Genomic DNA, 22260 nt, shown 5'->3' with positions numbered 1-22260 from the left:
CAATGGGTGTACCTATGAGTCTGCGAGCCCATAGAAACAGCCTATATAAAATTATGAGGCGTTGGTAAACGCCTCGTCCTCAACTGTTTTAATAACTTCTCTAGCCTCAATTACGACTCGCTCGGCTTCATTGAGTAACATATCCACTTGAGCACTGAGATCTTGGGTAATCCCATTTTTATAATCTCTTTCTATCGTAAAGCAGAGCTTCTGGAGTTGCGGAACACCGGTGTAACAGCATGCACCATGAAGTTTGTGAATATTCGCTTGGAGTTCTTTGGTCTTGGACTGAGTAAATTGGCGTTTTATATCCCGCATAATCTTCGGTAGCATGATCATGAACTCACCGAGCAACTCTTTTGCCGCACTGCTGTTGTAGTTTGCGCGTCGGATAGCTAACTCCCAATCAACACTCTTAATCTCTTGTAAGCCTTCTACCAAGCCATCAGGTAAAATAATATCGGGTAGAGTTTCTGGAGGTTGGCACCACATTTCAATCAAGTCTAATAACGCAGATAAATCGATGGGTTTAGCAATAAAATCATCAAAACCAGATTTTAGGAAATGCTCTCTGTCTTCATTAAAACCATGTGCGGTGAGAGCAACAACAGGTGTCCCCATATTTCTGTCTGTTTTGCGAATATGAGAGGTTGTAACCACACCGTCCATATTCGGCATTTGAATATCCATCAAAATCATATCAAAGTCTTCATCAGCACATTTTTCAAGTGCTTCGTGGCCTGAATTCGCTAGCACTAATGTGATATTTGTTGTCTTTAGCCAGGTTTCGAGGAGACGCAGATTTATGGGCAAGTCGTCTACAGCGAGTATTTTTAATGGCGGCAGTGCTTTCATGCGGATCTGCATGGGATTAATACGATTTTTAAGTTGCGTGTTTTCGAGTTGTTCCACTTTACTAGGCGTCAATGGCAGTGATAACTCTGCAAAAATATCAGGGGTAAACTTTGGATGCTGTTCCAAAGGTTTGATGCCAGAATATAATACGACGGGTTTTTTGATCTTAAACTTTTCAACTTGGTTTAAGATGCTCAAACGCTGCAATGAGTGGGCTTGTGGACAAGCAAAAAACGCATAGTCGAATTTATTTTCGGTCTGGCAAGAGAGCGCTTGTAAATATTCAAAGCTATCTACAGAGGTTGTACGCATGCCAATGTTATGGAGAAGCTTGGCTGTTGCCGAACGCGATTCATGCAGAGGGTCAAACACCAAAGCATGCTTCCCACGCAGTGTCGATTGCACATCAAATATTTGTTCTTTTGACGCTAGTTGTTGTTTTATGGCCACCGTAAATGTGCTCCCAAATCCTTCGGTTGATTCTATCGAAATGTGTCCTTTCATCATCTTTATAATCTCTCGGGAGATTACTAGACCAAGACCGCTACCTTGGAACTGTCGATTTACATCGTCATCAATCTGACTAAAAGCAGAAAAAAGCTTTCTGATATTTTCTGGTGATATGCCAATCCCAGTATCGGAGACTTTTATGATTAGTTCAACTTTATTACGCTGTAAGATTCTGCTTACAACCGATAACTTAATAATGCCTGTGTCGGTAAATTTCAAGGCATTGCTAAGCAAGTTGTTTAGAACCTGCTTCAATCTCAATACATCACCAGTCAGTTTAGCCGGTAGGTTATTAGTTTCGAAAATAAATTCTAAATGTTTTAGCTGGGCAGATTTTGCTGTAACTTCACTGAGTTCTTCAAATAATGATAGAGGCGAGTACTCAGCAGTTTTAATATTGAGTTTGCCAGCTTCAATTTTTGAAAAATCTAGTACATCATTGACCAAAGCATTGAGGTTATTTGCGGCAAAATTAATAAGATTTATTTGCTCTTTTTTCTCAGTGGGTAAATTCGCGGATTGTAACTCGCGACTGAATCCGACAATGGCATTTAATGGTGTTCTAATTTCATGGGATATATTTGCTAAAAAACGTGATTTAGCGTTACTCGATTTTAATGCTGTCTTTCGAGCAATGTCTAAACTTGCATTTTGTTCTTCAATAAATAACAAATTGGTTTGTAGGTCATGCGTAATGTCGTTGATCTCTGCGAGTAGCTTAATCCGTTCTTTTTGATTTAATGCAACGGTAAATAATAGGCTTTGGACAAATAACAACAGTGAGATCCCAAACAGCGTAAAACTTGGGGCTTGCCCAAAGAGGCCGATAGATAGAAGGTGTAGAAAAATTGCAATGAGGGGAAGAAGTATCGCTAGTGAAGCAAAAAATAGAGGGGATTGTACAGTCTGAGTGTGTTTGCAAGAGATATAGGCCAAGGCCGATAAACTTAATATAACAACCACAATCAATGGCACATAATACAGCGGCGAATTTACTTCAAAAGCGAGTAATGCGGTAAAACACAAGCCGCATAAGACATTAACAAACATGTGTGTTTGTTTGACCAATGGTGTTTTTTCTTCTTCTGTAAATAGGTGATACAAGAAACCTGCTATCGCCACAATACAAAATAGCACCAACGAAGGGTTATTAATATTTTCACTATATGGAAAAACACTAGTCGGTTTAAAATCATAAGTACCATAAGCAAGGTACGTCAAAACGCTAATCGTATACAATGAAAAAGTCAGTGAAGAATAGTCACGAGAGGTCAAAAATAAAAGCAGATTGTATGCTGCCAAAATCACTAGGCCACCGACAATCGAACCAAAATAAAAGAAATTATTAGAGCTTGGGGAGACTGTTAGAGTATCAGCACTGACGGTACTCGAAAGAGCCAAACACAGTAATAGAGAGAGGCTGAGGGTAAAACGCTTAATCTGAGTCAAACCAATCATTTTTTGAGTATTCTTTTATTAATGAATTTTCATATTAACACATTAAGTCGTGTAATTTAGCATCGACCTGTATTATTATTCGTACAAGTATAACCCATAATAATAAAGATAGCTGATGAGTAATGAAGTCACAATAAATCAAGATGGTATTGAACAACTTCCTATGCGTCGCTTTACGGAAGAAGCGTATTTGAATTATTCGATGTACGTTATCATGGACCGAGCCTTACCGCATATTGGTGACGGTTTAAAACCGGTTCAGCGACGTATCATTTACGCTATGTCTGATCTGGGATTAAGTGCTAATGCCAAATACAAAAAGTCAGCCCGAACGGTTGGTGATGTTCTAGGTAAGTTTCACCCGCATGGTGACAGTGCTTGCTATGAAGCCATGGTATTGATGGCTCAGCCATTCACATATCGTTATCCTCTGGTCGATGGCCAAGGTAATTGGGGTGCCCCTGACGACCCTAAATCATTTGCTGCTATGCGTTATACCGAGGCGCGGCTATCAAAGTTTTCCGAAGTTCTGCTGGCAGAATTGGGACAAGGTACGGCTGATTGGCAACCTAATTTTGATGGTACCATTGAAGAACCTAAAGTATTACCGGCACGTTTGCCGCACATATTACTGAACGGTATTACAGGGATAGCGGTTGGTATGGCCACCGATATTCCACCGCACAATGTACGTGAGCTTGCCAATGCGTGTGCCAAGCTACTCGATAATTCTAAAACAGAATTATCCGAGTTACTTGAAGATGTACAAGGACCAGATTATCCGACTGACGCCGAAATCATTACACCTCGTGCAGATATTCAAAAAATCTACGAAACGGGTCGTGGCTCAATTAAGATGCGAGCTGTGTATAGTGATGAAGGGGGTGAAATTGTTATTACAGCTTTGCCACATCAAGCCTCAGGCGCCAAAATTTTAGAGCAAATTGCCAATCAAATGCAGAACAAAAAACTGCCTATGGTGAGTGATTTACGAGATGAGTCTGATCATGAAAATCCGACTCGTTTGGTGGTAACGCCTCGTTCTAATAGAGTTGATATAGAACAGCTGATGCAGCATTTATTTGCGACTACCGATTTAGAAAAAAACTATCGGGTCAACATCAACATGATTGGTTTGGATGGGCGTCCCAAAGTCAAAGATTTAAAGACCATCTTATCAGAATGGCTGGAGTATCGACGTGATACGGTGACTCGTCGTTTGCAATTCCGTTTGGACAAAATTTTAGCGCGCCTCCATATTTTAGAAGGCTTAATGATAGCCTTCCTGAATATCGATGAAGTCATTGAAATTATTCGCAATGAAGAAAAACCCAAGCAAGAGTTGATGGCGCGTTTTGGTTTGTCGGACATCCAAGCAGAAGCGATTCTGGATTTAAAATTACGCCATCTTGCAAAACTAGAAGAGATGAAAATCAAGGGTGAGCAAGACGAGCTTGCCGCTGAGCGTGACAAACTCCAATTGTTACTTAGCTCAGATCGTCGTATGAAGACGTTGATCAAAAAGGAAATCTTGGCGGATGCCGAAACTTATGGTGATGATCGTCGCTCTCCTATAGTCGAGCGCGGTGAAGCGAAAGCACTGAGTGAAAAAGAATTAGTACCATCAGAACCTGTTACCGTTGTGCTATCTGAAAAAGGTTGGGCACGTTGTGCTAAAGGCCATGATGTTGACGCAGCTGGGCTCAGCTATAAAGGTGATGACAAATATTTAGCCAGTGCCAAAGGACGTTCGAATCAACCTGCCGTGTTTATTGATACCTCAGGTCGAACATTTAGCTGTGATGCGCATGGTCTACCTTCTGCCAGAAGCCAAGGTGAGCCATTGTCAGGCCGTTTTGGCATCGTTGCTGGAGAGAATTTTACAGATGTCATCATGGGTAAGGATGAACAGCAATTCTTAGTCTCTTGTGATGCTGGATATGGTTTTGTGGGCACATTCAAAGATATGTTGAGTAAAGCCAAAGCAGGTAAAGCGTATTTATCATTACCACCAGCTGCCAAAGTAATCACACCACAACCCGTTAACGATATTGCAACGGACTTGTGTCTGTTTATATCTAACGAAGGGCGGATGTTGCTCTTCCCATTAAGAGATTTACCCTCTTTAGGCAAAGGGAAAGGTAACAAACTCATCAATATTCCTTCTGCGAAAGCGAAAACCCGAGAAGAGTTTGTGGTACATGCTGCGGTTGTACCGATTGATGCAGAGGTTAAAATCATTTCAGGAAAACGAGGAATGACGTTAAAACCCTCTGATTTAGCTCATTACATTGGAGAAAGAGGGCGTCGTGGCAATAAATTACCACGTGGTTTGCAACGGGTCGATGAGATCCTGATTTCCCGAACAGAGGATGTCGTAGAGGATCCAGAATTGGGTGCAGAAAATTCTGCATTAGAGAGCTCATCAGGACAACAGACCGAGCTTTAAAAGCGTCTAAATAGTACTGTGAAAGTGATAAAGCTGAAGGTAGTCAAAGATTACCTTCAGCTTTTTTGTTTTAAATTTTCAGTAATGCCTAATTTTATATCTTTGTTTATGCTAACTTTTTTTACGCACTATGAAAAAGGATTGATTTATATCAATATCTGGCACTACATTCAGCCCCTTTCTGGCCGTTAAATTAAGTGTAATAAATTCGTTACACTAAATCTAACACTGATAACAATAAGAATAAGATACATCCCAGCAAGGACATACCATGATAGCAACAGAAAACGCTTCTGTGGCAGCGCAAGGAAAGCAAACTCGTACTTCTCGTGCGGTTATATCTGATCGCGTCACACAAAATAATATCCCAGTAAAACCTGGAACCAATATTTTATCCGTTACGAATAAAGATTCTCAGATTACTTATGTCAACAATGACTTCGTGCAATATGCAGGATTAACTACGGAACAACTCTATGGCGAATATCATAATATTATTCGTCATCCGGACATGCCTAAGGCCGCCTTTGCGGAACTATGGCGACGTCTTCAGGCCGGCCAATCTTGGATGGGGATCGTTAAAAACAAAAGTGCGAATGGCGATCATTACTGGGTGGATGCCTTCGCATCACCACTGCTAACGGCTAAAGGTGAAACAGAGTACCAATCCGTTCGTGTTAAGGCTTCAGAAGCCGTTATTGCCAGAGCACAGTTTGTGTATCACCAGATAAACCAAGGTAAAGATTTTCTGAAGACCAACAAGCTGAAAAATATATTTTTGAGTCCGTTTAGTGCTATTGCCGCGAGTTTTGCTGGATCATTGGGGCTGACCTTTGCCATAGCGTCTGAACAAGCCGTAGTACTTTCTCCTGTGTTAATCGGAGCTCACGCTATTTGTGCCTTGGCGATGGCACACATGAATAAACGTTGGGATCCCGTCGTTCGTCATGCTAAATCTATTATTGATGATCCGCTAGCACAGTTTATTTATACCGCAGATACATCAGCAGTGGGACAAGTCAAACTTGCTCTGGAAGCCTCGAAAAAACAACAAGGGGCTATTCTTGGCCGACTAAAAGAAACAGGGGGAATGATTGATAGAACCTTACAGGATGTTGCAAACTATAGCGAAGAGACTGCGAAAAACTGCTCTGAACAAGAACATGAAGTGAGTCAGGTTTCTACTGCAATTACCGAAATGTCAGCAAGTTTCGCCGAAGTTGGGCACTCGAGCCATCGCGTGTTAGATTTGATGAATCAAAATGCAACAGATATCAACCAAACATTAGCTAATACCCAAAAAACGGTTGCGGTGATGGAGCAATTAGATAACCAAGTCTCATCAGTAAAACAAACGACTGAATCATTATCCGTACAAACCCAACAAGTAACGGGTATTGTTAATATTATTCAAAGCATTGCTGACCAAACCAATTTGTTGGCATTAAATGCTGCGATTGAAGCCGCTCGTGCTGGTGAACACGGGCGCGGATTTGCAGTGGTTGCAAATGAAGTGCGCGAGTTAGCTAATAAGACACATGCCTCTACCCAGCAAATTATCGATACCGTATCCGCGTTAAACGAACAAACAGACTCGACGGTTGGCTTAATTAAGCAAGTGAACAAAAATATCGATATTGCACGTGATGCAGCTATTCAATCAGAACAAAATGTTGAGCGTATTCAGGCGGCGAGTGATGAAATTGTTAGTCAAAATACGCAAATTGCTGCGGCTTTAGAGGAGCAGGTTTTTGTGTCTGAATCGATTAATCAAAGTGTCCACAAAATTTACGAGGTCTCTCAAGCTTGTTCTTCATTAGCACAGCAATCTAATGAAGAAAGTCAAAAAGCCCAAAGAGAAGTACAGCAATTAGCCGCTGTTGGTGATTATTTCTGGAAAAATTTATAAGTAGAGGGGGCGAGTGCGTGTGTAATTTGCACGCACATGTCTGTATTTATACACGTTCCGAAACGTTCTTGGTTGGCATGGATAAAAGTGGTACGCATCTCGACTTGTGCAGACTGCTGAGCCTTGAGTGGGGATGTTTTACCAATCATAACAACTTGACCAATTATTTCGGGTAGCTTTTCTTGTAGTTCAGCACACAACAAATTACCAAAACTACAACCGATCAATGAGATGGGCTGTTGTGCCTTGGTATATAACCCACATATCTCTTTGGTAACAGCCGCTAAATATTTCTCTAAATCAGAAGGCTTGATGGTGAGTTCTAGTTGATAAACAGAGTAATTAAGATATTTTAATAACTGGGCTAATAATTCTAAAGAACGTTTATCAGTAAAATATCCTGGCGCTATTACGACAGGTTCCCCGTGGCCTCTGGGAAAAGAGAGTATTTGAGGGAACCGAAAGACAATCGACACCCAATCCAAAGGGGAAGAAACGGCATGTAAACAAGGTGATTGCTTATTGGCTAACAACTCAATAACAGGGCTAGATGTAAATGGAACCTGATGTGTTGTAGATGCCTTTGGCGAATCAGCTAGTTGCTCATCGGCAAAGTTGTCTTGTTCTTGAGAAGCTAAAAACACAGAAGAGTTGTCGACTAATGTCCGCTTTATTTTTTTTGCTAGCACTTCTGAGGTTTTGTATGGAACACTTATGATCAAAATATTACATCCTTGTATGCCTACAGTTAGATTTACGTCAATGAACGCTCTTGCCAACTTATGTTTACGCCAAATATCCTTTTTTAGCTCATTAGACTATGGTCTAGCAGTGTAAATATAAAAAGTTTACTCGAGTAAACTCAAGCCACTAGACGAAGCCTAATAGGATTGTTAAAAATACCCGCTTAATTGACGTTTGTACTTTCAAAAATTTTATCTGCAGATGCAGCAACAAATCCATGGTATAGCTTACCATTATTCAAAGGATAACGTTGTGCAAATTCATAGAAACAACTTGGAATATTTTTTTCTAGATCACTGAATTTGACCAATGCGTGATCGGCCATGGTAGCCGATTGGGCTAAACAGACATCCTCGCCCCCTTTGATGACTCCACCAGATTGATTTAATACAAAGCCATGATCTTGGAGTAATGCATTCATTTGTGTCAGTTCAGTAATTTTTTGTAAATGGTTGATACTGACAGTAAAGTGATTAGCTCTGAATCCCCACGCCGCTAACCAAGCTGCATATTCACTCTCTGCTAGCAGCTGGGTATAATCTTCATAACTAATTGCCCAATGCGTACCTGAATACAAAAAGTCAGTTTGCTGAGCGAGATCGCTGGGCAACGTTTTCGTCAAGTTATGAATAATCGCCTGAGCTCGAGCGGAAAGTTCATCGACTCTTAATTCACTAATAAACACTTTAGGTTGATTCTCATCAGAGTGTTCGTAGTGAAACGCATTCAATTTTTTACTGGAGAAGTCATATTCGCCAGCCTGGCGATAGCCTAACTGCACAAAGTGCTCGGCTAGGTCCGTCACACGCATGCCCGGTAAAGCAAAGGTACGCAAAGCAATATGATCATTGACAATATTCGCTTGCTCATCTTCCGCTTGAATCAGTTTGTGGATCTGCATTGCTGAGGGGGTAATGGTTAAGTAATCCTCCCATAAACCAGCAAATAAACTTTCGATTTGAGTATGCATCTCTTTATCCTTATTTGGTCAGTCGAAATCAGTCGCTACTTGTTATTCAAAATTTAAACCTGGGTTTAATGTACCAGGTAGTTCGCCTTGCTCAAGTTCGACTGAAGCAACAGGGTAAGCACAGTAATCAGCGGCATAAAACGCACTCGCACGATGATTACCACTGTCACCAATACCACCGAATGGTGCCGCACCTGATGCGCCGGTAATCGGTCGGTTCCAGTTCACAATACCGGCTCTAATATGCGTGTAGAAGATCTCCCAAAGTGCGGGATCATCAGCCAGTAAACCCGCTGATAAACCATACTTGGTATTATTCGCTTCAGTAATTGCAGCAGAGAAATCTGTGTACCGGATCACTTTCACTAGAGGACCAAAATGTTCTTCATCAGGTAACGCCTCAAGGATAGACGTCACATCGATAATCCCAGGTGATACCAAACCTGTCTTCGTGTCTAAATGTGTCAATGGTAATAAGCTTTGTGCACCTAAGGCGGTTAAATCGGCTTGGGCTCTCACCATCATGTTAGCTACCTGCGCTGAGATCATGGCGCCCATAAATGGTTGTTCGACTGCATCATAAACTCCGACACGAATTTTTTTGGTAACTTCAACGAGGCGTGCCAACACCTGATCACCATATTGGCCGGTTGGAATAAACAAGCGTCTCGCACAAGTACAACGTTGTCCAGAAGTGATAAAAGCCGATTGGACGATATCGTGAACGGTCGCGTCTATATTTGCGGTTTCAGCGACAATCAAAGGATTGTTGCCACCCATTTCTAATGCGAGGATTTTACCTGGATGTCCGGCAAATTGCTCATGGAGTAATTTGCCAGTATTTGACGAGCCCGTGAAAAATAGTCCATCAATTTGTGGGTGTGCTGCTAATGCTTTGCCGGTCTCAACACGTCCTTGCACAAGGTTTAGAACACCTTTGGGGAGCCCAGCTTTGGCCCAAAGTTGGACCATGATTTGGGCAACCTTTGGTGTCAGGTCACTGGGTTTAAATACCACGGTATTACCTGCTAGTAATGCAGGAACAATATGTCCATTAGGTAAATGACCAGGGAAGTTGTAAGGGCCAAACACTGCCACAACACCATGCGGCTTATGCCGAATAAACGCTTTGCCAAGCGGCATTGGGTTTTCGGTAACACCTGTGCGTTGCTGGTAGGATTTTTCTGACAAGGCAATTTTACCGACCATTGCAGCTGCTTCGGTAGCGGTTTCCCACAAAGGTTTACCCGTTTCTTCGGCGATGGTTCGAGCGAGTAATTCTTTATTTGCGACCAGCTCTCGACCATATGCTTGGACGTAAGCTTGACGCTCTGCAAATGTCAATAAAGACCAATCTTGAAAGGCTGAACGAGCACTGGCAATAGCGGCATCGACCTGTGTGTCTGAGGCAGCTTGCCCAGTCCAAATGACTGAGTTTTTTGCTGGATCCGTTGATTCAATAGTCGCGCCTAAGCCAGCGACCCATTGGCCGTCAATAAAATGTGTCGTCATGATACTTCCTAATTCTGTCGTTAAACTGGACTGACTCTCACGATATCGCCATTTTTTATGTGCAATGTCTCCATTGCTTGTTGGCTCATAATGATATGGTCGTCAGTAATTCTGATAGGCTGACAAACTGCTCGAAAATCAGCAACTTCAGTGTTTATTATTATGTGTAAATTATCTTCTGGAACAGCCCCTGCTATGGCAGGTTTACGGGTTGATTCACGAATTGTTTTGATCTGGTCAATATCAGCTTCAACTGCTGGTCCAGCATCAAATATGTCGACATAGCCACGGTTTTTAAAACCTTCCTTTTCTAACAAAGCGAGTGCGGGCTTAGTTTTTTCATGAACAGCACCGATCACCGCTTGGGCAGCTTCAGAAAGTAGGTTAACGTAAATTGGATATTTGGGCATAAGCTCAGCAATAAAGACTTTATTGCCAATGCCAGTCAAATAATCTGCAGTGGGAAAATCGAGTGAGAAGAAATGTTTTTCAAGCCAATCCCAGAACGGAGAACGACCATTTTCGTCACTTACGCCACGCATTTCAGCGAAAATTTTGTCAGTAAAGCGTTCTTTGTGTTCAGCAATAAAGAGAAAGCGAGATTTGGACAAGAACTTACCCACATTCGGTAACCGTGCTTGCTCCCTTAGAAATAGGGTGCAAATCTCGCTCATTCCAGTGTAATCATTACAAAAAGTGAGGATCTCAACCGTGTTGTGTATGTTTAGCTCTCGTGAAGAATGGACGACTTTACCCACATGGTAATTATAAAAGGCATCATCAACGCCCACACTCGATTCGATACCACAGGTCCCAACCACTGTGCTTGTGTCGGTATCCTCTAATACAAAAAGGTAACCTTCATCTTCTGGGTGTGCGACCACTTTAGTAAATGAATGAGTAGCCCTGTGTATTTTATTTTCTAGCAACGTGTCGTTGTCAGGTAATGACGTAAAGCCAATACCTGATTCAATTGCCACTGCCTTTAATGAGGAAAAATCTTGCGCCGCAATAGGGCGAATCACTAGCATGTTAGACTGTCTCTGCTAATTTATCGTTAGCGACTACATGGGCAATACCTGCTTCAAAGCGTTTTAGACCCTCAACAATATCAGCATCAGGGATCACGAGTGATGGTGCAAAACGCACAACATTCATACCAGCTACTAGGCACATTAGGCCTTGTTCGGTAGCAGCCATCATAAAGTCACGTGCACGACCTTGATATTTTTCATTCATGGCACAGCCCAACAACATCCCTTTACCACGGATTTCAGAGAAAATATGATATTTGGCATTGATGCGCTCGAGGTGCTCTCGAAATAACGCTTCTTTGCTTTTAACACCATCAAGAATAGCCTGGTCATTAATGATATCTAGCGTCTTTTCAGCAATGGCACAAGCCAACGGGTTACCCCCATAGGTCGAGCCGTGAGTCCCTGGTTTTAAACTGGCTGCAATTTTAGCCGTAGTCAGCATTGCACCGATAGGGATGCCTCCACCTAGGGACTTCGCCGTAGTTAAAATATCAGGAATAACATCTAAACCCATATAAGCATAAAGGTGACCTGTACGACCCACACCGGATTGGACTTCATCAAAAATAAGGAGTGCGTTGTGTTTCTCACATAATGCTTTGACACCTTTCACGAAATCAGGATCAGGGGTAATAATCCCACCTTCACCCTGTAATGGTTCCATCATAACGGCACAAGTATCATCGTTGATTAATTCAGCAAACGCAGCTAAATCATTGTACGCACAATGCTCTACAGCACCTGGTTTAGGTCCAAACCCATCAGAGTAAGCGGCTTGGCCACCTACGGTCACGGTGAAGAAAGTACGACCATGGAAACCTTGGGTAAAGGCGATTATTTTGTCTTTACTGGGGGAAAAGTGCTCTAGCGCATATCTACGAGCAAGCTTTAAAGCCGCTTCGTTCACTTCTGCACCTGAATTTGCAAAATACACACGTTCTGAGAAGGTCGCATCATTGAGCTTCTTGGCTAAGCGAATAGCCGGCTCATTGGTGTAAACATTCGACAGATGCCATAATTGTTCGCCTTGCTCTTTTAACACTTTGACCAGTTCAGGATGACAATGGCCCAAAACATTAACCGCAATACCACCTGCGAAATCGATGTATTCCTTACCCTCTTGGTCCCAAACGCGGGAACCCTCACCTTTCACAGGCACCATACTAGCAGGGTTGTAATTGGGAACCATTACTTCGTCAAATAATTCACGAGTGACTTGCATAATCTTAACCTCAAAACTGTAAATACCTATACAAAATACTCCTTTTTAGCCCCCTTGTAAATCTAATAAAGCCCGTCATAACAAGGGTTTGGCTGATATTGCATAAAAAATGCATAAGTATTTACATAATGATTTTATAACAGTTTTGTTGTTCTGATTGATAAGTGGGTGTGCAACGAGGTTGTTAAGAAAATCATTGCAGAATGCGAAACGGCTATTTATGTAAAAATAAATTTCTCACTTTTGCTTATTCGGTCTTGGCAAAATGCAATTTAGTAATATTCATTTGATTAATTTCCGTGAATTCCTCGACGGATAAATGGAGTGTTTTATTCCATTGTAAGATCTCAGAGGCTGGGATGAGTTTTTGTTGGATGAGACTTCTTAGTTCAGCGTATTCTTTGGCTTTAGCAACTAATACCGAGTCGATAAAGGTATGGTCAGCCTCTTGAATACCCTCATACAAAGCAGCAATTGGGAGGTAGGAAAGATGCATTTGTTGAAAAAACTTGACCGTTAATCGCATTGCGTGTTTTTCGACTAAGCTTTGCAAGATATCCAAGTCAGGGGTCACTTTACTGACTAAATCATGCTTTTCTTGCATACGTGCTCTTTCTGCACTGAGTAATTGTTCTTGATGCAAGTGATCGAATGCTTTAAAGAATATTCTGATAAGGATATTTTTGCCTACATTTAGAAACAATGCGGAAGTATACAGTAAAGGTTTATTTCTCTCTCTGACTCGAGATAAGAACATAGCAGTATTTGCAGAACTGATGGCATGTTCCCAAATGCGTTTTTTGATCTCAGGATACGGATCGGTGATTTGCGGAATAGTGCGTTTGAACACAATAGCTGGAATTAAGACTTGTAAGTTCGATATGCCAATAAAGCTGATTGCGGTGCGCAAATTATCAACAATAATGGTTTTCCCATAACTGTCAGTGCGCCGAAACTGTTCACCATTTACTAATTTCATCAAGGTATCTTGGAGCCATGGGAATTCAGCGACAGCACTCTCTAACCGACTAAAACTACAGGAAGGTTTCGCTAAAAGCTCAATACATTCGCCAATTGCAGGATCGACGTTACCAATTCCTTTGAGCAAGACTTCAGGGTGTTGTAATTCTTTTTCAACCTCCAAACTCAATAATTTATGAAAGCTACGACTTTCATTCGTGAGTTTTTCTTGAGCGGACACCTCGGCCGCATTGCGATGCTTTACGGCGTCTTTTTCAATGTCTAATTTATATGGAATAGAATCTTGTAGGTTTTGGGCAATGGCAGAGAAGTCCTCACCATTAGCACGTGATTTTGCAAATGCACGACTGTAGCTCAAGGCATGGTACAAAGATTGCTGTTGTTGATTCACTAATTAATACGCCCATAAATGCATAGATTCACCGCTTAGAGTGGAGTACACCTATGGATTTATCAATCAATAGGCGTTGTTGCCACCAAGAAGTTTTGTAAAATATCGTGACCCGCTTCGGTTAATAATGATTCAGGGTGAAATTGCACGCCATAGATATGTTGCGCGTTATCTTCGATTGCCATTATTTCTCTCGTGTCATCCATTTCACACCATGCGGTCACTGTAAAATTTGTGCTGAGAGTATCCGGTTTTATCAATAAAGAATGATAGCGCGTGGCTACAAACGGATTCTCGATATCTACAAATAATCGACCAGTACTATGATTAACTTTAGCTGTTTTTCCATGTAATACATGTTTTGCACGAATTATTTTTGCACCGAAGACTTGAGCAATGGCTTGATGACCAAGACAAACACCTAACATGGGGATTTTACCAGCAAAGGTAGCGATTGCCTCTAAAGTGATCCCTGATTCGTTAGGAGTACATGGCCCAGGAGATAAGACGAGATATTGAGGGTTTAGTGCTGCGATTTCGGCACAACTTATGGCATCGTTACGCACGACTTTGACTTCCTGACCTAGCTCAACAAAATAGCGAGCTAGGTTGTGGGTAAAGGAATCGTAATTGTCGATAAGTAAAAGCATATGGTAAATTAACGCTGTGGAGTAATAAAACCTACCGCTTCATACGCTTTGGCTAATGTTTTGGATGCTTTTTCAGAGGCTTTAGCCGCACCTTGCTGCATAACGGATTCAAGATAAGCCTGATCCGCTCTGATGGTGGCATATCGTTCTTGGATTGGTGTGAGCATTGCGACTACCGCTTCGGCAACATCACCTTTTAAATGCCCATACATTTTATCAGTATATTCTGGCACCAACTCATCAATAGAACGGCCGGTAGTACACGACAGTAATGATAATAAATTCGATACGCCAGCTTTATTTTCCGGGTCAAAATAAATATTGGCCGCTTCGTCAGAATCCGTCACAGCACGTTTAATTTTTTTGGTAATCTTTTTGATATCTTCTAATAAACCCACAAAATTATTTGGGTTCTCATCAGATTTAGACATTTTTTTGTTCGGTTCTTGCAGGCTCATTACTTTAGCCCCGCCGGATTTCGGAATATATGGGTTGGGTAATGTGAAAACATCGCCGTATATATTGTTAAATCGAGTTGCAATATCACGGGTTAATTCAAGGTGCTGCTTTTGATCTTCGCCAACAGGTACTTCAGCGGCTTGGTATAGTAGGATATCTGCAGCTTGGAGTACCGGATAGCCATACAGACCGACATTGATATTCGTGATGTTCTTGGCTGATTTATCTTTGAACTGAGTCATACGGTTGAGCTCACCCATTTGGGCGTAACAATTTAAGACCCACCCTAGCTGCGCATGTTCTGGTACGTGTGATTGCATAAATATAGTACTTTTTTCTGGGTCTATGCCACATGCTAAATACAATGCCAAACCATCCAAGCAAGCTGCTCTCAGTGCTGCTGGGTCTTGGCGAACTGTAATCGCGTGTAAATCTGCAATCATGAAGAGACAATCATGCGTATCTTGCATTGCGACCCATTGGCGTAAAGCTCCCATATAGTTACCAATAGTTAACTGACCAGAGGGTTGGCAACCGCTTAATACAATAGGTTTTTGCATAATCATTCTTCTTCTTTTGAACATAAGGGCACAAGCTTATATTGTGCGACCTTTGGGAATTATTACTTGAGTGATTTTTATACGCTGGCGAGTTTTTCGCGCATCGTTTTGATCACAGCTGCATAGTCAGGCTGGTTAAAAATCGCAGAGCCCGCAACAAACATATCCGCTCCAGCTGCTGCAACTTCTTGAATATTTTGGGTGTTGATACCGCCATCGACTTCTATTTTAACATGAGGGTTACGATGTTGAATAAAACTTTTCACTTGGCGAATTTTATCCAAGGTATGTGGGATGAACTTTTGTCCACCAAACCCAGGGTTTACTGACATCAATAACACGTAATCAAGTTTGTGAATAACATGCTCCAAAACACTAAGAGGTGTTGCTGGGTTAAGCACTAAGCCAGCCTGACACCGGCCATTTTTGATGAGCTCAATACTGCGGTCAACATGCAGTGATGCTTCTGGGTGAAAACTAATCATGGAGGCACCTGCGGCAATGAATTGTTCAATCAAACTATCCACTGGCGTGACCATTAAATGAACATCAATAGGTGCGGTAATCCCATAGTTACGCAGAGCTTGACAAATGGGCGCGCCAAAAGACAAATTGGGCACATAATGATTGTCCATGACATCAAAGTGCACAATATCCGCTCCGGCTGACAAAACATTAGCTACATCTTCACCCAAGCGAGCAAAATCAGCAGAAAGTATGGATGGCGCAATGAGATGTGTGGTCATATAAGTTCCATTATTTAGATCTATGATAGTGAGATTATGCCACATTGAGAGAAATATGGGGAATGAGTATCGACCAAAGCACCATATAAAATAAGCTAGCAACTACCCATATAAGAGAATATGAGACGTCCTTTGATTGTGCGACATTGATCAATTTTGGTGCGTAATAGATTTAAATAGATCTGAAAAAGTGTAGACATGATTAAAAAGATATTTAAAATCAACGTCTTGAGTGGCATTATAAAAAATGGCACGATGTGTGTATAAATACATACAGAATTATATATTAATATTCTAATTTACTTGTCGATAGGTTGATAAGTAAAAGAAAACATTACACATACTATAAACGGAGTTACACATGAAACTACTTAAATTAACTGCAATCAGCGCAGCACTTTTATCAACATCAGCGATGGCTGATTGGTCAGCAAACGTTGGCTTAGTTAGTGACTATCATTTCCGTGGTATTCAACAAACTGAGTCTGCTTCTGCTTCTGCCGGAATCGACTATGAAAACGGCGGTATTTATGCAGGTGTTTGGACAGCTGAAGTTGAAGATGGCCTAGAAGTTGATATCTACGGTGGTTATGGACACGAATTTGAAAGTGGCCTAGGTTTAGGCATCGGCTATACCTCATATCAATATACAGGTGATTTTGATTCACAGTATGGCGAAGTGAACCTAAGCGCATCTTTTGGCATTGTCAGCCTTGAATATAGTTTTGGTGATTGGAAAGGACCAGTTGACGAGCCTATGGATATGGATTATTCCTTTACTGGTATCACACTAGAGCACAGCGGTTTTTATGGTACTTTTGGTACTTGGGGTGAAGACTTCGAAGGCGAATATTTAGAGTTTGGTTATGGTACAGATTACCAAGGCTTTGATTTAGGTATTAGTTTAGTATCTAGTGGTTCAGATTTAGATGATTCAGAATCACTATACTTCTCGATCGGTAAATCATTTGATTTATAAAAAGTATTATTATTCAGTACGTTATAGCTAAACCATCGCAGTGTTGTGGTGGTAAGTAAGACTGGATAAAGATGCTCAAGACCAGTTGTGAACAATGTTCAGGATGAATTTTGTATTACACTGGTCTTTTTTCATTTTTGAACTATAATCATTGGTGGAAAGTTTTAGAATTTAGACAGTTAAATAAATGTCTCTGCTTAGGGGTTAACAATATGTACATATCGAACAAGGTAGTTGGTTTGTCACTCGCCGCATTTGCAGTTGTTGCAATTGACTTTTTTGCGACAAGCTCAGATTCGTCAAAGCAGAGATGCTTAGAACTTGCTACTTCATCCTCTGTATTTGTTATTCCTAACCTCACTCCCAATACATCTTCATTTTCTCAACAAATTAATCAAGCAACTTTTGGTAGTGCACCCCAGACTAAGATTGAGCCTTTGACCAAAGCACAAATTGAACGTTGCTTGGCACCAGAACAAAACCAAGTAAGTTGGTTAGAATGGGTCTTTTCTGATAGTGATTCTGCGACTTTTCATTATTTAGACTTATTAGAGCTCCTAACACCAAGTCAGGGCGATGATAATTCAAGTTCACAGAGACCGACGACTCAGTAATATATACAAAGTAAACGATATGCCAAGTAATCCATCCTTATGGCAAGTTATCAAATCTGTGGCAGCTAGTGCGATAGGTGTCCAATCGTCTAAAAACTACGAACAAGATTTTGCGACAAGTAATCCACTTCCTTTTATTATCGTAGGTGTTATTTTTGTAATTTGTTTTATTGCGGCTTTAGTGGTGTGGGTAAATTACATGCTTGCATAATAGGCGTAAAACAGAAAAACAGAAAAGATAGAGCAAAAATGAGGATAAAATAAGTCATTCACTGTCGTACTGCGATATGCTGGGTGAACCCCTTGCTTAGATGCTTCGTTTTTTCTTATACAGGGCCATCAGTTCTCCCACCTTTACTCGCTCCTGACCTTTTCGGCTAATTGAACGATGCACTGACAATTTATGGATTTTATCAGCTGTTTGATAGATTTCTCGAGTAAAGGGCACATCGTGATTTGAAATCAATACCACTGTGCCTTGATTCACAACATGTTCTGTGACTTGTACCAACCGTTTTTGTTCACCTGGTCCAAATTGATTGCCAGCATAGGCCGTAAAGTTAGAAATTTGCTTAACAGGTGCGTAAGGTGGATCGCAGTAAATCATATCTGTGGAATTCGCGTGTGCAAAAGCTTCCGCAAAATCACCTTGGATAAACGTCGCACGTTTTGCTTTCTGGGCAAAAAAAAGGATTTCATCTTCTGGGAAATAAGGCTTTTTATAACGTCCAAATGGTACGTTGTAACCACCGCTTTTATTGTAACGACAAAGGCCATTGTAGCCATGTCGATTCAAGTATAAGAAAAGTGACGCTCGCTCCATGGGTACTGAGGAATCATTAAATTCCTGACGCAAAGCATAATATGTTTCTGGGGTATTATGTGCTGGAGTGAAATAGCGTCGAGCATGGTCAATAAAATCCGCACAATCGGTTTTAATGATACTAAAAAGGTTAATCAGATCTGCATTCGTATCCATCAACAGATACTCATCGAAATCTAGATTTAAAAAAACCGAACCTCCTCCGACAAACGGCTCAATTAATCGAGTTCGCTGACGTTTGGGTAATAAGTGATGGATATCAGAAACGAGTTTCTTTTTACCACCAGCCCATTTTAAAAAGGAACGATGTTTAGGAGTTATCATCTACTCGATTGATTTCGATTATGACAGCCTGGGCACTTTTAACAAACGGTGACATGGCTTTTATTTCAGGTGTGAAAGAGTTTATCCTGAGAAGTGCATCTTGCCTAGTTGAAAAATGATTATTTAAAAGCACAACGGACCAATCTCCGCCAAACCGTTGTGTTGTGTAATACCAAGCTTCGTTTTGTAAATCAAATTTATTGATGAATTCTTGCGCAACTGTTGGGTTTGCCATTCCCGATAACTGTATCACAAAGTAAGTATTCGGCACCTTGGCTAGAAAATCATTGCGATTATCACTATAAATGACTGGTTCAGGTACTGTATCGACAACTTTATCCCGCTGGTTAGTTGTTACAGTATCATCTGCAGCAACAGCTGTAACGTTGCTTACAGAAACTGCACTACTCTCTTGTGCTGCAGTACTTCTTTCTACAGAGGCGCTACTGGGCAGTTGCATAACAAAAGTGGTGTCTTTTACTGCAGTCGTCTTCTCTTTATTTTGGTTATGTGCGAGAGCCTGTTGCCAAGTCATGTAAGGTAACTCAGCAGTTGATGCATAAGTCTCACCTTCAGTTCCTATCAGCGCATGAGGTGCCACAGCATGCTTATCGAATACAGCGATAGGGGAATCGCTCGACTCTGAAGTGGATAGTATTGTTGTATTGTTGGGTAAGCTGTTGAATAAGTTGGCAAAAAAGGCTTTACCTTGCGGGTATTGCAATGCAACCAACATAACAGCGAGAATAAATAATAGGCTCACCATACTCGCGAGAAAAAACGTACTGTGTATGAAATGCCTTTTAAGAGCTTGTTCCGGAAGAGGAGCATTCCTTTGGGCGATACGTTGAGCAAAAGCCTCACGTTTTTGCGCAATCATTTGATCTAATTCAGAACCTTGGTACTCATATGTGAATGCATCGTTGGTCAAGATAATAGGAGGTTCATCTTGTTGATAAGCCAGCGCTAATTGTGCGGCTTGAGCCCATTGGGTATCTGCAAATAAAATGATGTTTAAATGTAATTGGTTGGCCCCGAAGCGGCTTTGTAATACGAGTTTCCATAACTCATTCAACATGGCTTCCGACAAGTGCTGAGCATGGGTCAGGCAGATTAAAACAGGATCAGGGATGTGATTTAATTCATGTAAAAGTTCGTTTAGTGGGCGCTCAAATCCAGAGCTATTGACATGCATAAGTTGTGCACAAATAGAGCTTCTAAGACTGTCTGATGTGTCGTCGACGCCTACTTGGATGAAGGCGATTTCGACATTTTCGTCTTGTTGAGTAAGAAAGTTCTCTAGATTTTGTTGTTGCTGGGCAACAGTGTCACTTCCCACAAAAATTAGTTGGGCAGAGTTTGTTACTAAATCTTCAAGTCTGTCATGTATTTGTGCTATCACAATGCGCCTCTTACTTGAGGCGTCATTTTTTAGCTCTCAAGTACCTGTTTTATTTCTTCGTTACTAACTTCGTCTGTCACAATCGCTTGGCCGATACCTGTTGGTATAATGAAACGTATTTTACCAGATAAGACTTTCTTATCATGGGCCATGTGTTTCATATAAGTGGCACAATTCATATCTGCTGGACCACTAACGGGTAAACCAAAAGCTGCGTGTAACTCAACAATGCGTCGGACTTCTGACTCAGTCAGCCAACCTTTTACCTGTGCTACCTGTGATGCAATTACAGTACCAGCTGCAACAGCTTCACCATGTAACCAGTTGCCATAGCCCATTTCTGCTTCAATGGCATGACCAAAGGTATGGCCAAGGTTGAGGAGTGCGCGTAAGCCTTTTTCTCGTTCATCCTGAGCAACAATTTCAGCCTTAATTGCACAGCAGCGACTAATCACATGGCTAAGGGTTGCCGGTTCCAGGGCCTGCAAAGCAGTAATGTTGTGCTCTAACCAAGAGAAAAGTTCGGCATCGTAAATAATGCCGTATTTGATCACTTCAGCCATTCCAGCAGCAAACTCTCGAGGCGGTAAAGTCGCTAATGTTTCGGTATCAATAAATACTGCTTGGGGCTGATAAAATGCGCCAATCATATTTTTACCCAAAGGATGGTTGACTGCAGTTTTTCCACCAACAGAAGAATCAACTTGTGAGAGTAAAGTAGTCGGGACTTGAATAAAATCTATGCCACGCTGGTAACACGCAGCAGCAAACCCTGTAATGTCGCCAATCACCCCACCACCTAGAGCAATTAATGTGGTATCTCTGGCAGCATGAACCGCTAACAAAGCACTTTGGATGATTTCAAAGTGGTGTAAATCTTTGTATTGTTCACCATCGGGTAGGATTAGTTCACTTATTTGACAATTGGTAGCATCACTCAACGTAGTTTTTAAGCGCTCGAGATAAAGAGGAGCGATCGTGTCATTAGTGACTATGACAACATGTTGGCTTTTTATGTGAGAAAAAAGAGATGCGTTTTGGGTACAGCCTGCGCTGACATAAATGGGGTAACTACGCGCCCCAAGTTCAACTGTTAGAGTAGTCATGGGGCGAGCTCCTTGGGTATTACAGGCCGATTTTTTGAATGATTTGATTGGCTACAGAACGGGCACTTTGCTCATCTGTATCAACGACATAATCCGCCACTTCTTCATAGAGCGGATTACGTTCTTCGGCAAGATTTCTTAATACTGTTTCAGGATCGTCTTTTTGTAATAAAGGACGACGTTTGTCACGTTGGGTACGCGCGACTTGTTTGTCGATAGTCGTTTGTAAATAAACAACAATGCCACGTGCAGAAAGACGATTGCGCACTGCAGGTGTAACAATCGAGCCACCGCCCGTTGCTAATACAATGCCTTGCTTATCGGTTAATTCGTTAATTGTGTTTGCTTCGCGCTCACGGAAGCCATCTTCGCCTTCAAGATCAAATATCCAAGCGATATCTGCGCCAGTTTTGCGCTCAATTTCTTGATCCGAATCGAAAAATTCTAAATGTAGTTCGTCTGCTAGGTGGCGACCAATTGTGCTTTTACCAGCACCCATAGGGCCTACCAAAAAGATATTACGTTTTTCAGCCATATCTGCTTAATTCGCTTTTTTTGA

19 protein-coding genes are annotated in these 22260 nt (G+C 41.5%); 5 read left to right on the top strand and 14 right to left on the bottom strand.

Annotated elements, in window-relative coordinates:
- Positions 1–51: 51 nt before the first annotated feature.
- Positions 52–2823, bottom strand: coding sequence for a response regulator (locus tag NLF92_RS10030; protein WP_254101424.1), 2772 nt, complete (start codon positions 2821–2823; stop codon positions 52–54).
- A gap of 115 nt (positions 2824–2938) precedes the next feature.
- Here NLF92_RS10030 and parC point away from each other — a divergent pair, with 115 nt between their 5' ends.
- Together parC and NLF92_RS10020 are read left to right on the top strand one after the other, a co-directional pair.
- Positions 2939–5272: a DNA topoisomerase IV subunit A gene (gene parC, locus NLF92_RS10025; protein WP_254101422.1), complete on the top strand. Its 2334-nt coding sequence runs from the start codon at positions 2939–2941 to the stop codon at positions 5270–5272.
- 271 nt (positions 5273–5543) lie between these two features.
- Positions 5544–7181 (top strand): methyl-accepting chemotaxis protein, encoded by a 1638-nt coding sequence (locus NLF92_RS10020; RefSeq protein WP_254101420.1) that lies wholly within the window; start codon positions 5544–5546, stop codon positions 7179–7181.
- Here NLF92_RS10020 and NLF92_RS10015 read toward each other — a convergent pair.
- The 9 genes from NLF92_RS10015 to rpe form a co-directional block, all read right to left on the bottom strand.
- Complete coding sequence (locus NLF92_RS10015; protein ID WP_254101418.1) at positions 7160–7903, bottom strand: lipase family protein; 744 nt, start codon at positions 7901–7903, stop codon at positions 7160–7162. The two genes, NLF92_RS10020 and NLF92_RS10015, sit on opposite strands and share 22 nt — an antisense overlap.
- 185 nt (positions 7904–8088) lie before the next feature.
- The gene (locus tag NLF92_RS10010) at positions 8089–8895 is read right to left on the bottom strand and encodes a DUF1338 domain-containing protein (protein WP_254101416.1); all 807 of its coding nucleotides are present in this window, start codon (positions 8893–8895) and stop codon (positions 8089–8091) included.
- Between the two features lie 42 nt (positions 8896–8937).
- The gene (gene astD, locus NLF92_RS10005; protein ID WP_254101414.1) at positions 8938–10407 is read right to left on the bottom strand and encodes a succinylglutamate-semialdehyde dehydrogenase; all 1470 of its coding nucleotides are present in this window, start codon (positions 10405–10407) and stop codon (positions 8938–8940) included.
- A gap of 20 nt (positions 10408–10427) precedes the next feature.
- Complete coding sequence (gene astA, locus NLF92_RS10000; RefSeq protein WP_254101412.1) at positions 10428–11438, bottom strand: arginine N-succinyltransferase; 1011 nt, start codon at positions 11436–11438, stop codon at positions 10428–10430.
- Position 11439: 1 nt separating this feature from the next.
- Positions 11440–12666 carry an aspartate aminotransferase family protein gene (locus NLF92_RS09995; RefSeq protein WP_254101410.1) on the bottom strand — a complete coding sequence of 409 codons (1227 nt, stop codon included), beginning with the start codon at positions 12664–12666 and terminating at the stop codon, positions 11440–11442.
- A 247-nt stretch (positions 12667–12913) separates the two neighbouring features.
- Positions 12914–14038 (bottom strand): HDOD domain-containing protein, encoded by a 1125-nt coding sequence (locus tag NLF92_RS09990; RefSeq protein WP_254101408.1) that lies wholly within the window; start codon positions 14036–14038, stop codon positions 12914–12916.
- A gap of 62 nt (positions 14039–14100) precedes the next feature.
- The gene (locus tag NLF92_RS09985) at positions 14101–14688 is read right to left on the bottom strand and encodes an anthranilate synthase component II (protein ID WP_254101406.1); all 588 of its coding nucleotides are present in this window, start codon (positions 14686–14688) and stop codon (positions 14101–14103) included.
- An 8-nt stretch (positions 14689–14696) separates the two neighbouring features.
- A complete protein-coding gene (gene trpS / locus NLF92_RS09980) occupies positions 14697–15707 on the bottom strand; it encodes a tryptophan--tRNA ligase (RefSeq protein ID WP_254101404.1) in 1011 nt (336 codons plus the stop codon).
- Positions 15708–15784: 77 nt separating this feature from the next.
- Positions 15785–16453, bottom strand: a complete 669-nt coding sequence (rpe, locus tag NLF92_RS09975; RefSeq protein ID WP_254101402.1) for a ribulose-phosphate 3-epimerase — start codon at positions 16451–16453, stop codon at positions 15785–15787.
- 361 nt (positions 16454–16814) lie between these two features.
- On the opposite strand from rpe, the gene NLF92_RS09970 reads away from it, so the two are divergent.
- The 3 genes from NLF92_RS09970 to NLF92_RS09960 all read left to right on the top strand — a co-directional run bounded on the left by NLF92_RS09970 (position 16815) and on the right by NLF92_RS09960 (position 18257).
- Complete coding sequence (locus tag NLF92_RS09970; protein WP_254101400.1) at positions 16815–17432, top strand: TorF family putative porin; 618 nt, start codon at positions 16815–16817, stop codon at positions 17430–17432.
- A 212-nt stretch (positions 17433–17644) separates the two neighbouring features.
- Positions 17645–18046, top strand: a complete 402-nt coding sequence (locus NLF92_RS09965) for a hypothetical protein (protein ID WP_254101398.1) — start codon at positions 17645–17647, stop codon at positions 18044–18046.
- A gap of 19 nt (positions 18047–18065) precedes the next feature.
- A complete protein-coding gene (locus NLF92_RS09960) occupies positions 18066–18257 on the top strand; it encodes a DUF2970 domain-containing protein (RefSeq protein ID WP_254101396.1) in 192 nt (63 codons plus the stop codon).
- Positions 18258–18353: 96 nt separating this feature from the next.
- Here the strand turns inward: NLF92_RS09960 and NLF92_RS09955 are convergent, their stop codons facing one another.
- From NLF92_RS09955 to aroK, 4 genes are read right to left on the bottom strand one after another with little or no spacing between them, the layout of a single operon-like run.
- Positions 18354–19193 carry a Dam family site-specific DNA-(adenine-N6)-methyltransferase gene (locus NLF92_RS09955; protein ID WP_254101394.1) on the bottom strand — a complete coding sequence of 280 codons (840 nt, stop codon included), beginning with the start codon at positions 19191–19193 and terminating at the stop codon, positions 18354–18356.
- On the bottom strand, positions 19180–20595 hold the full coding sequence (locus NLF92_RS09950) for an SPOR domain-containing protein (RefSeq protein WP_254101392.1): 1416 nt from the start codon (positions 20593–20595) through the stop codon (positions 19180–19182). Before NLF92_RS09950 ends, NLF92_RS09955 begins: the two co-directional genes overlap by 14 nt.
- Before the next feature lie 29 nt (positions 20596–20624).
- Positions 20625–21701, bottom strand: coding sequence for a 3-dehydroquinate synthase (gene aroB, locus NLF92_RS09945; RefSeq protein WP_254101390.1), 1077 nt, complete (start codon positions 21699–21701; stop codon positions 20625–20627).
- Positions 21702–21720: 19 nt separating this feature from the next.
- Positions 21721–22236, bottom strand: a complete 516-nt coding sequence (aroK, locus tag NLF92_RS09940; protein WP_254101388.1) for a shikimate kinase AroK — start codon at positions 22234–22236, stop codon at positions 21721–21723.
- Positions 22237–22260 lie beyond the last annotated feature (24 nt).

The organism is Opacimonas viscosa, assembly GCF_024199005.1.
In the GTDB taxonomy this organism is placed as follows: Bacteria; Pseudomonadota; Gammaproteobacteria; order Enterobacterales; family Alteromonadaceae; genus Opacimonas; species Opacimonas viscosa.
The sequence above is the reverse complement of the archived record's forward strand: the minus strand, read 5'-3'. Positions and strand labels throughout refer to the sequence as shown.

What these genes read in the sequence shown, in the direction of transcription:
- NLF92_RS10030 (WP_254101424.1), bottom strand. Translation starts at nt 2,823, where the DNA reads ATGATTGGTTTGACTCAGATTAAGCGTTTTACCCTCAGCCTCTCTCTA.
- parC (WP_254101422.1), top strand. Translation starts at nt 2,939, where the DNA reads ATGAGTAATGAAGTCACAATAAATCAAGATGGTATTGAACAACTTCCT.
- NLF92_RS10020 (WP_254101420.1), top strand. Translation starts at nt 5,544, where the DNA reads ATGATAGCAACAGAAAACGCTTCTGTGGCAGCGCAAGGAAAGCAAACT.
- NLF92_RS10010 (WP_254101416.1), bottom strand. Translation starts at nt 8,895, where the DNA reads ATGCATACTCAAATCGAAAGTTTATTTGCTGGTTTATGGGAGGATTAC.
- astD (WP_254101414.1), bottom strand. Translation starts at nt 10,407, where the DNA reads ATGACGACACATTTTATTGACGGCCAATGGGTCGCTGGCTTAGGCGCG.
- astA (WP_254101412.1), bottom strand. Translation starts at nt 11,438, where the DNA reads ATGCTAGTGATTCGCCCTATTGCGGCGCAAGATTTTTCCTCATTAAAG.
- NLF92_RS09995 (WP_254101410.1), bottom strand. Translation starts at nt 12,666, where the DNA reads ATGCAAGTCACTCGTGAATTATTTGACGAAGTAATGGTTCCCAATTAC.
- NLF92_RS09985 (WP_254101406.1), bottom strand. Translation starts at nt 14,688, where the DNA reads ATGCTTTTACTTATCGACAATTACGATTCCTTTACCCACAACCTAGCT.
- trpS (WP_254101404.1), bottom strand. Translation starts at nt 15,707, where the DNA reads ATGCAAAAACCTATTGTATTAAGCGGTTGCCAACCCTCTGGTCAGTTA.
- rpe (WP_254101402.1), bottom strand. Translation starts at nt 16,453, where the DNA reads ATGACCACACATCTCATTGCGCCATCCATACTTTCTGCTGATTTTGCT.
- NLF92_RS09970 (WP_254101400.1), top strand. Translation starts at nt 16,815, where the DNA reads ATGAAACTACTTAAATTAACTGCAATCAGCGCAGCACTTTTATCAACA.
- NLF92_RS09965 (WP_254101398.1), top strand. Translation starts at nt 17,645, where the DNA reads ATGTACATATCGAACAAGGTAGTTGGTTTGTCACTCGCCGCATTTGCA.
- NLF92_RS09960 (WP_254101396.1), top strand. Translation starts at nt 18,066, where the DNA reads ATGCCAAGTAATCCATCCTTATGGCAAGTTATCAAATCTGTGGCAGCT.
- NLF92_RS09955 (WP_254101394.1), bottom strand. Translation starts at nt 19,193, where the DNA reads ATGATAACTCCTAAACATCGTTCCTTTTTAAAATGGGCTGGTGGTAAA.
- aroB (WP_254101390.1), bottom strand. Translation starts at nt 21,701, where the DNA reads ATGACTACTCTAACAGTTGAACTTGGGGCGCGTAGTTACCCCATTTAT.
- aroK (WP_254101388.1), bottom strand. Translation starts at nt 22,236, where the DNA reads ATGGCTGAAAAACGTAATATCTTTTTGGTAGGCCCTATGGGTGCTGGT.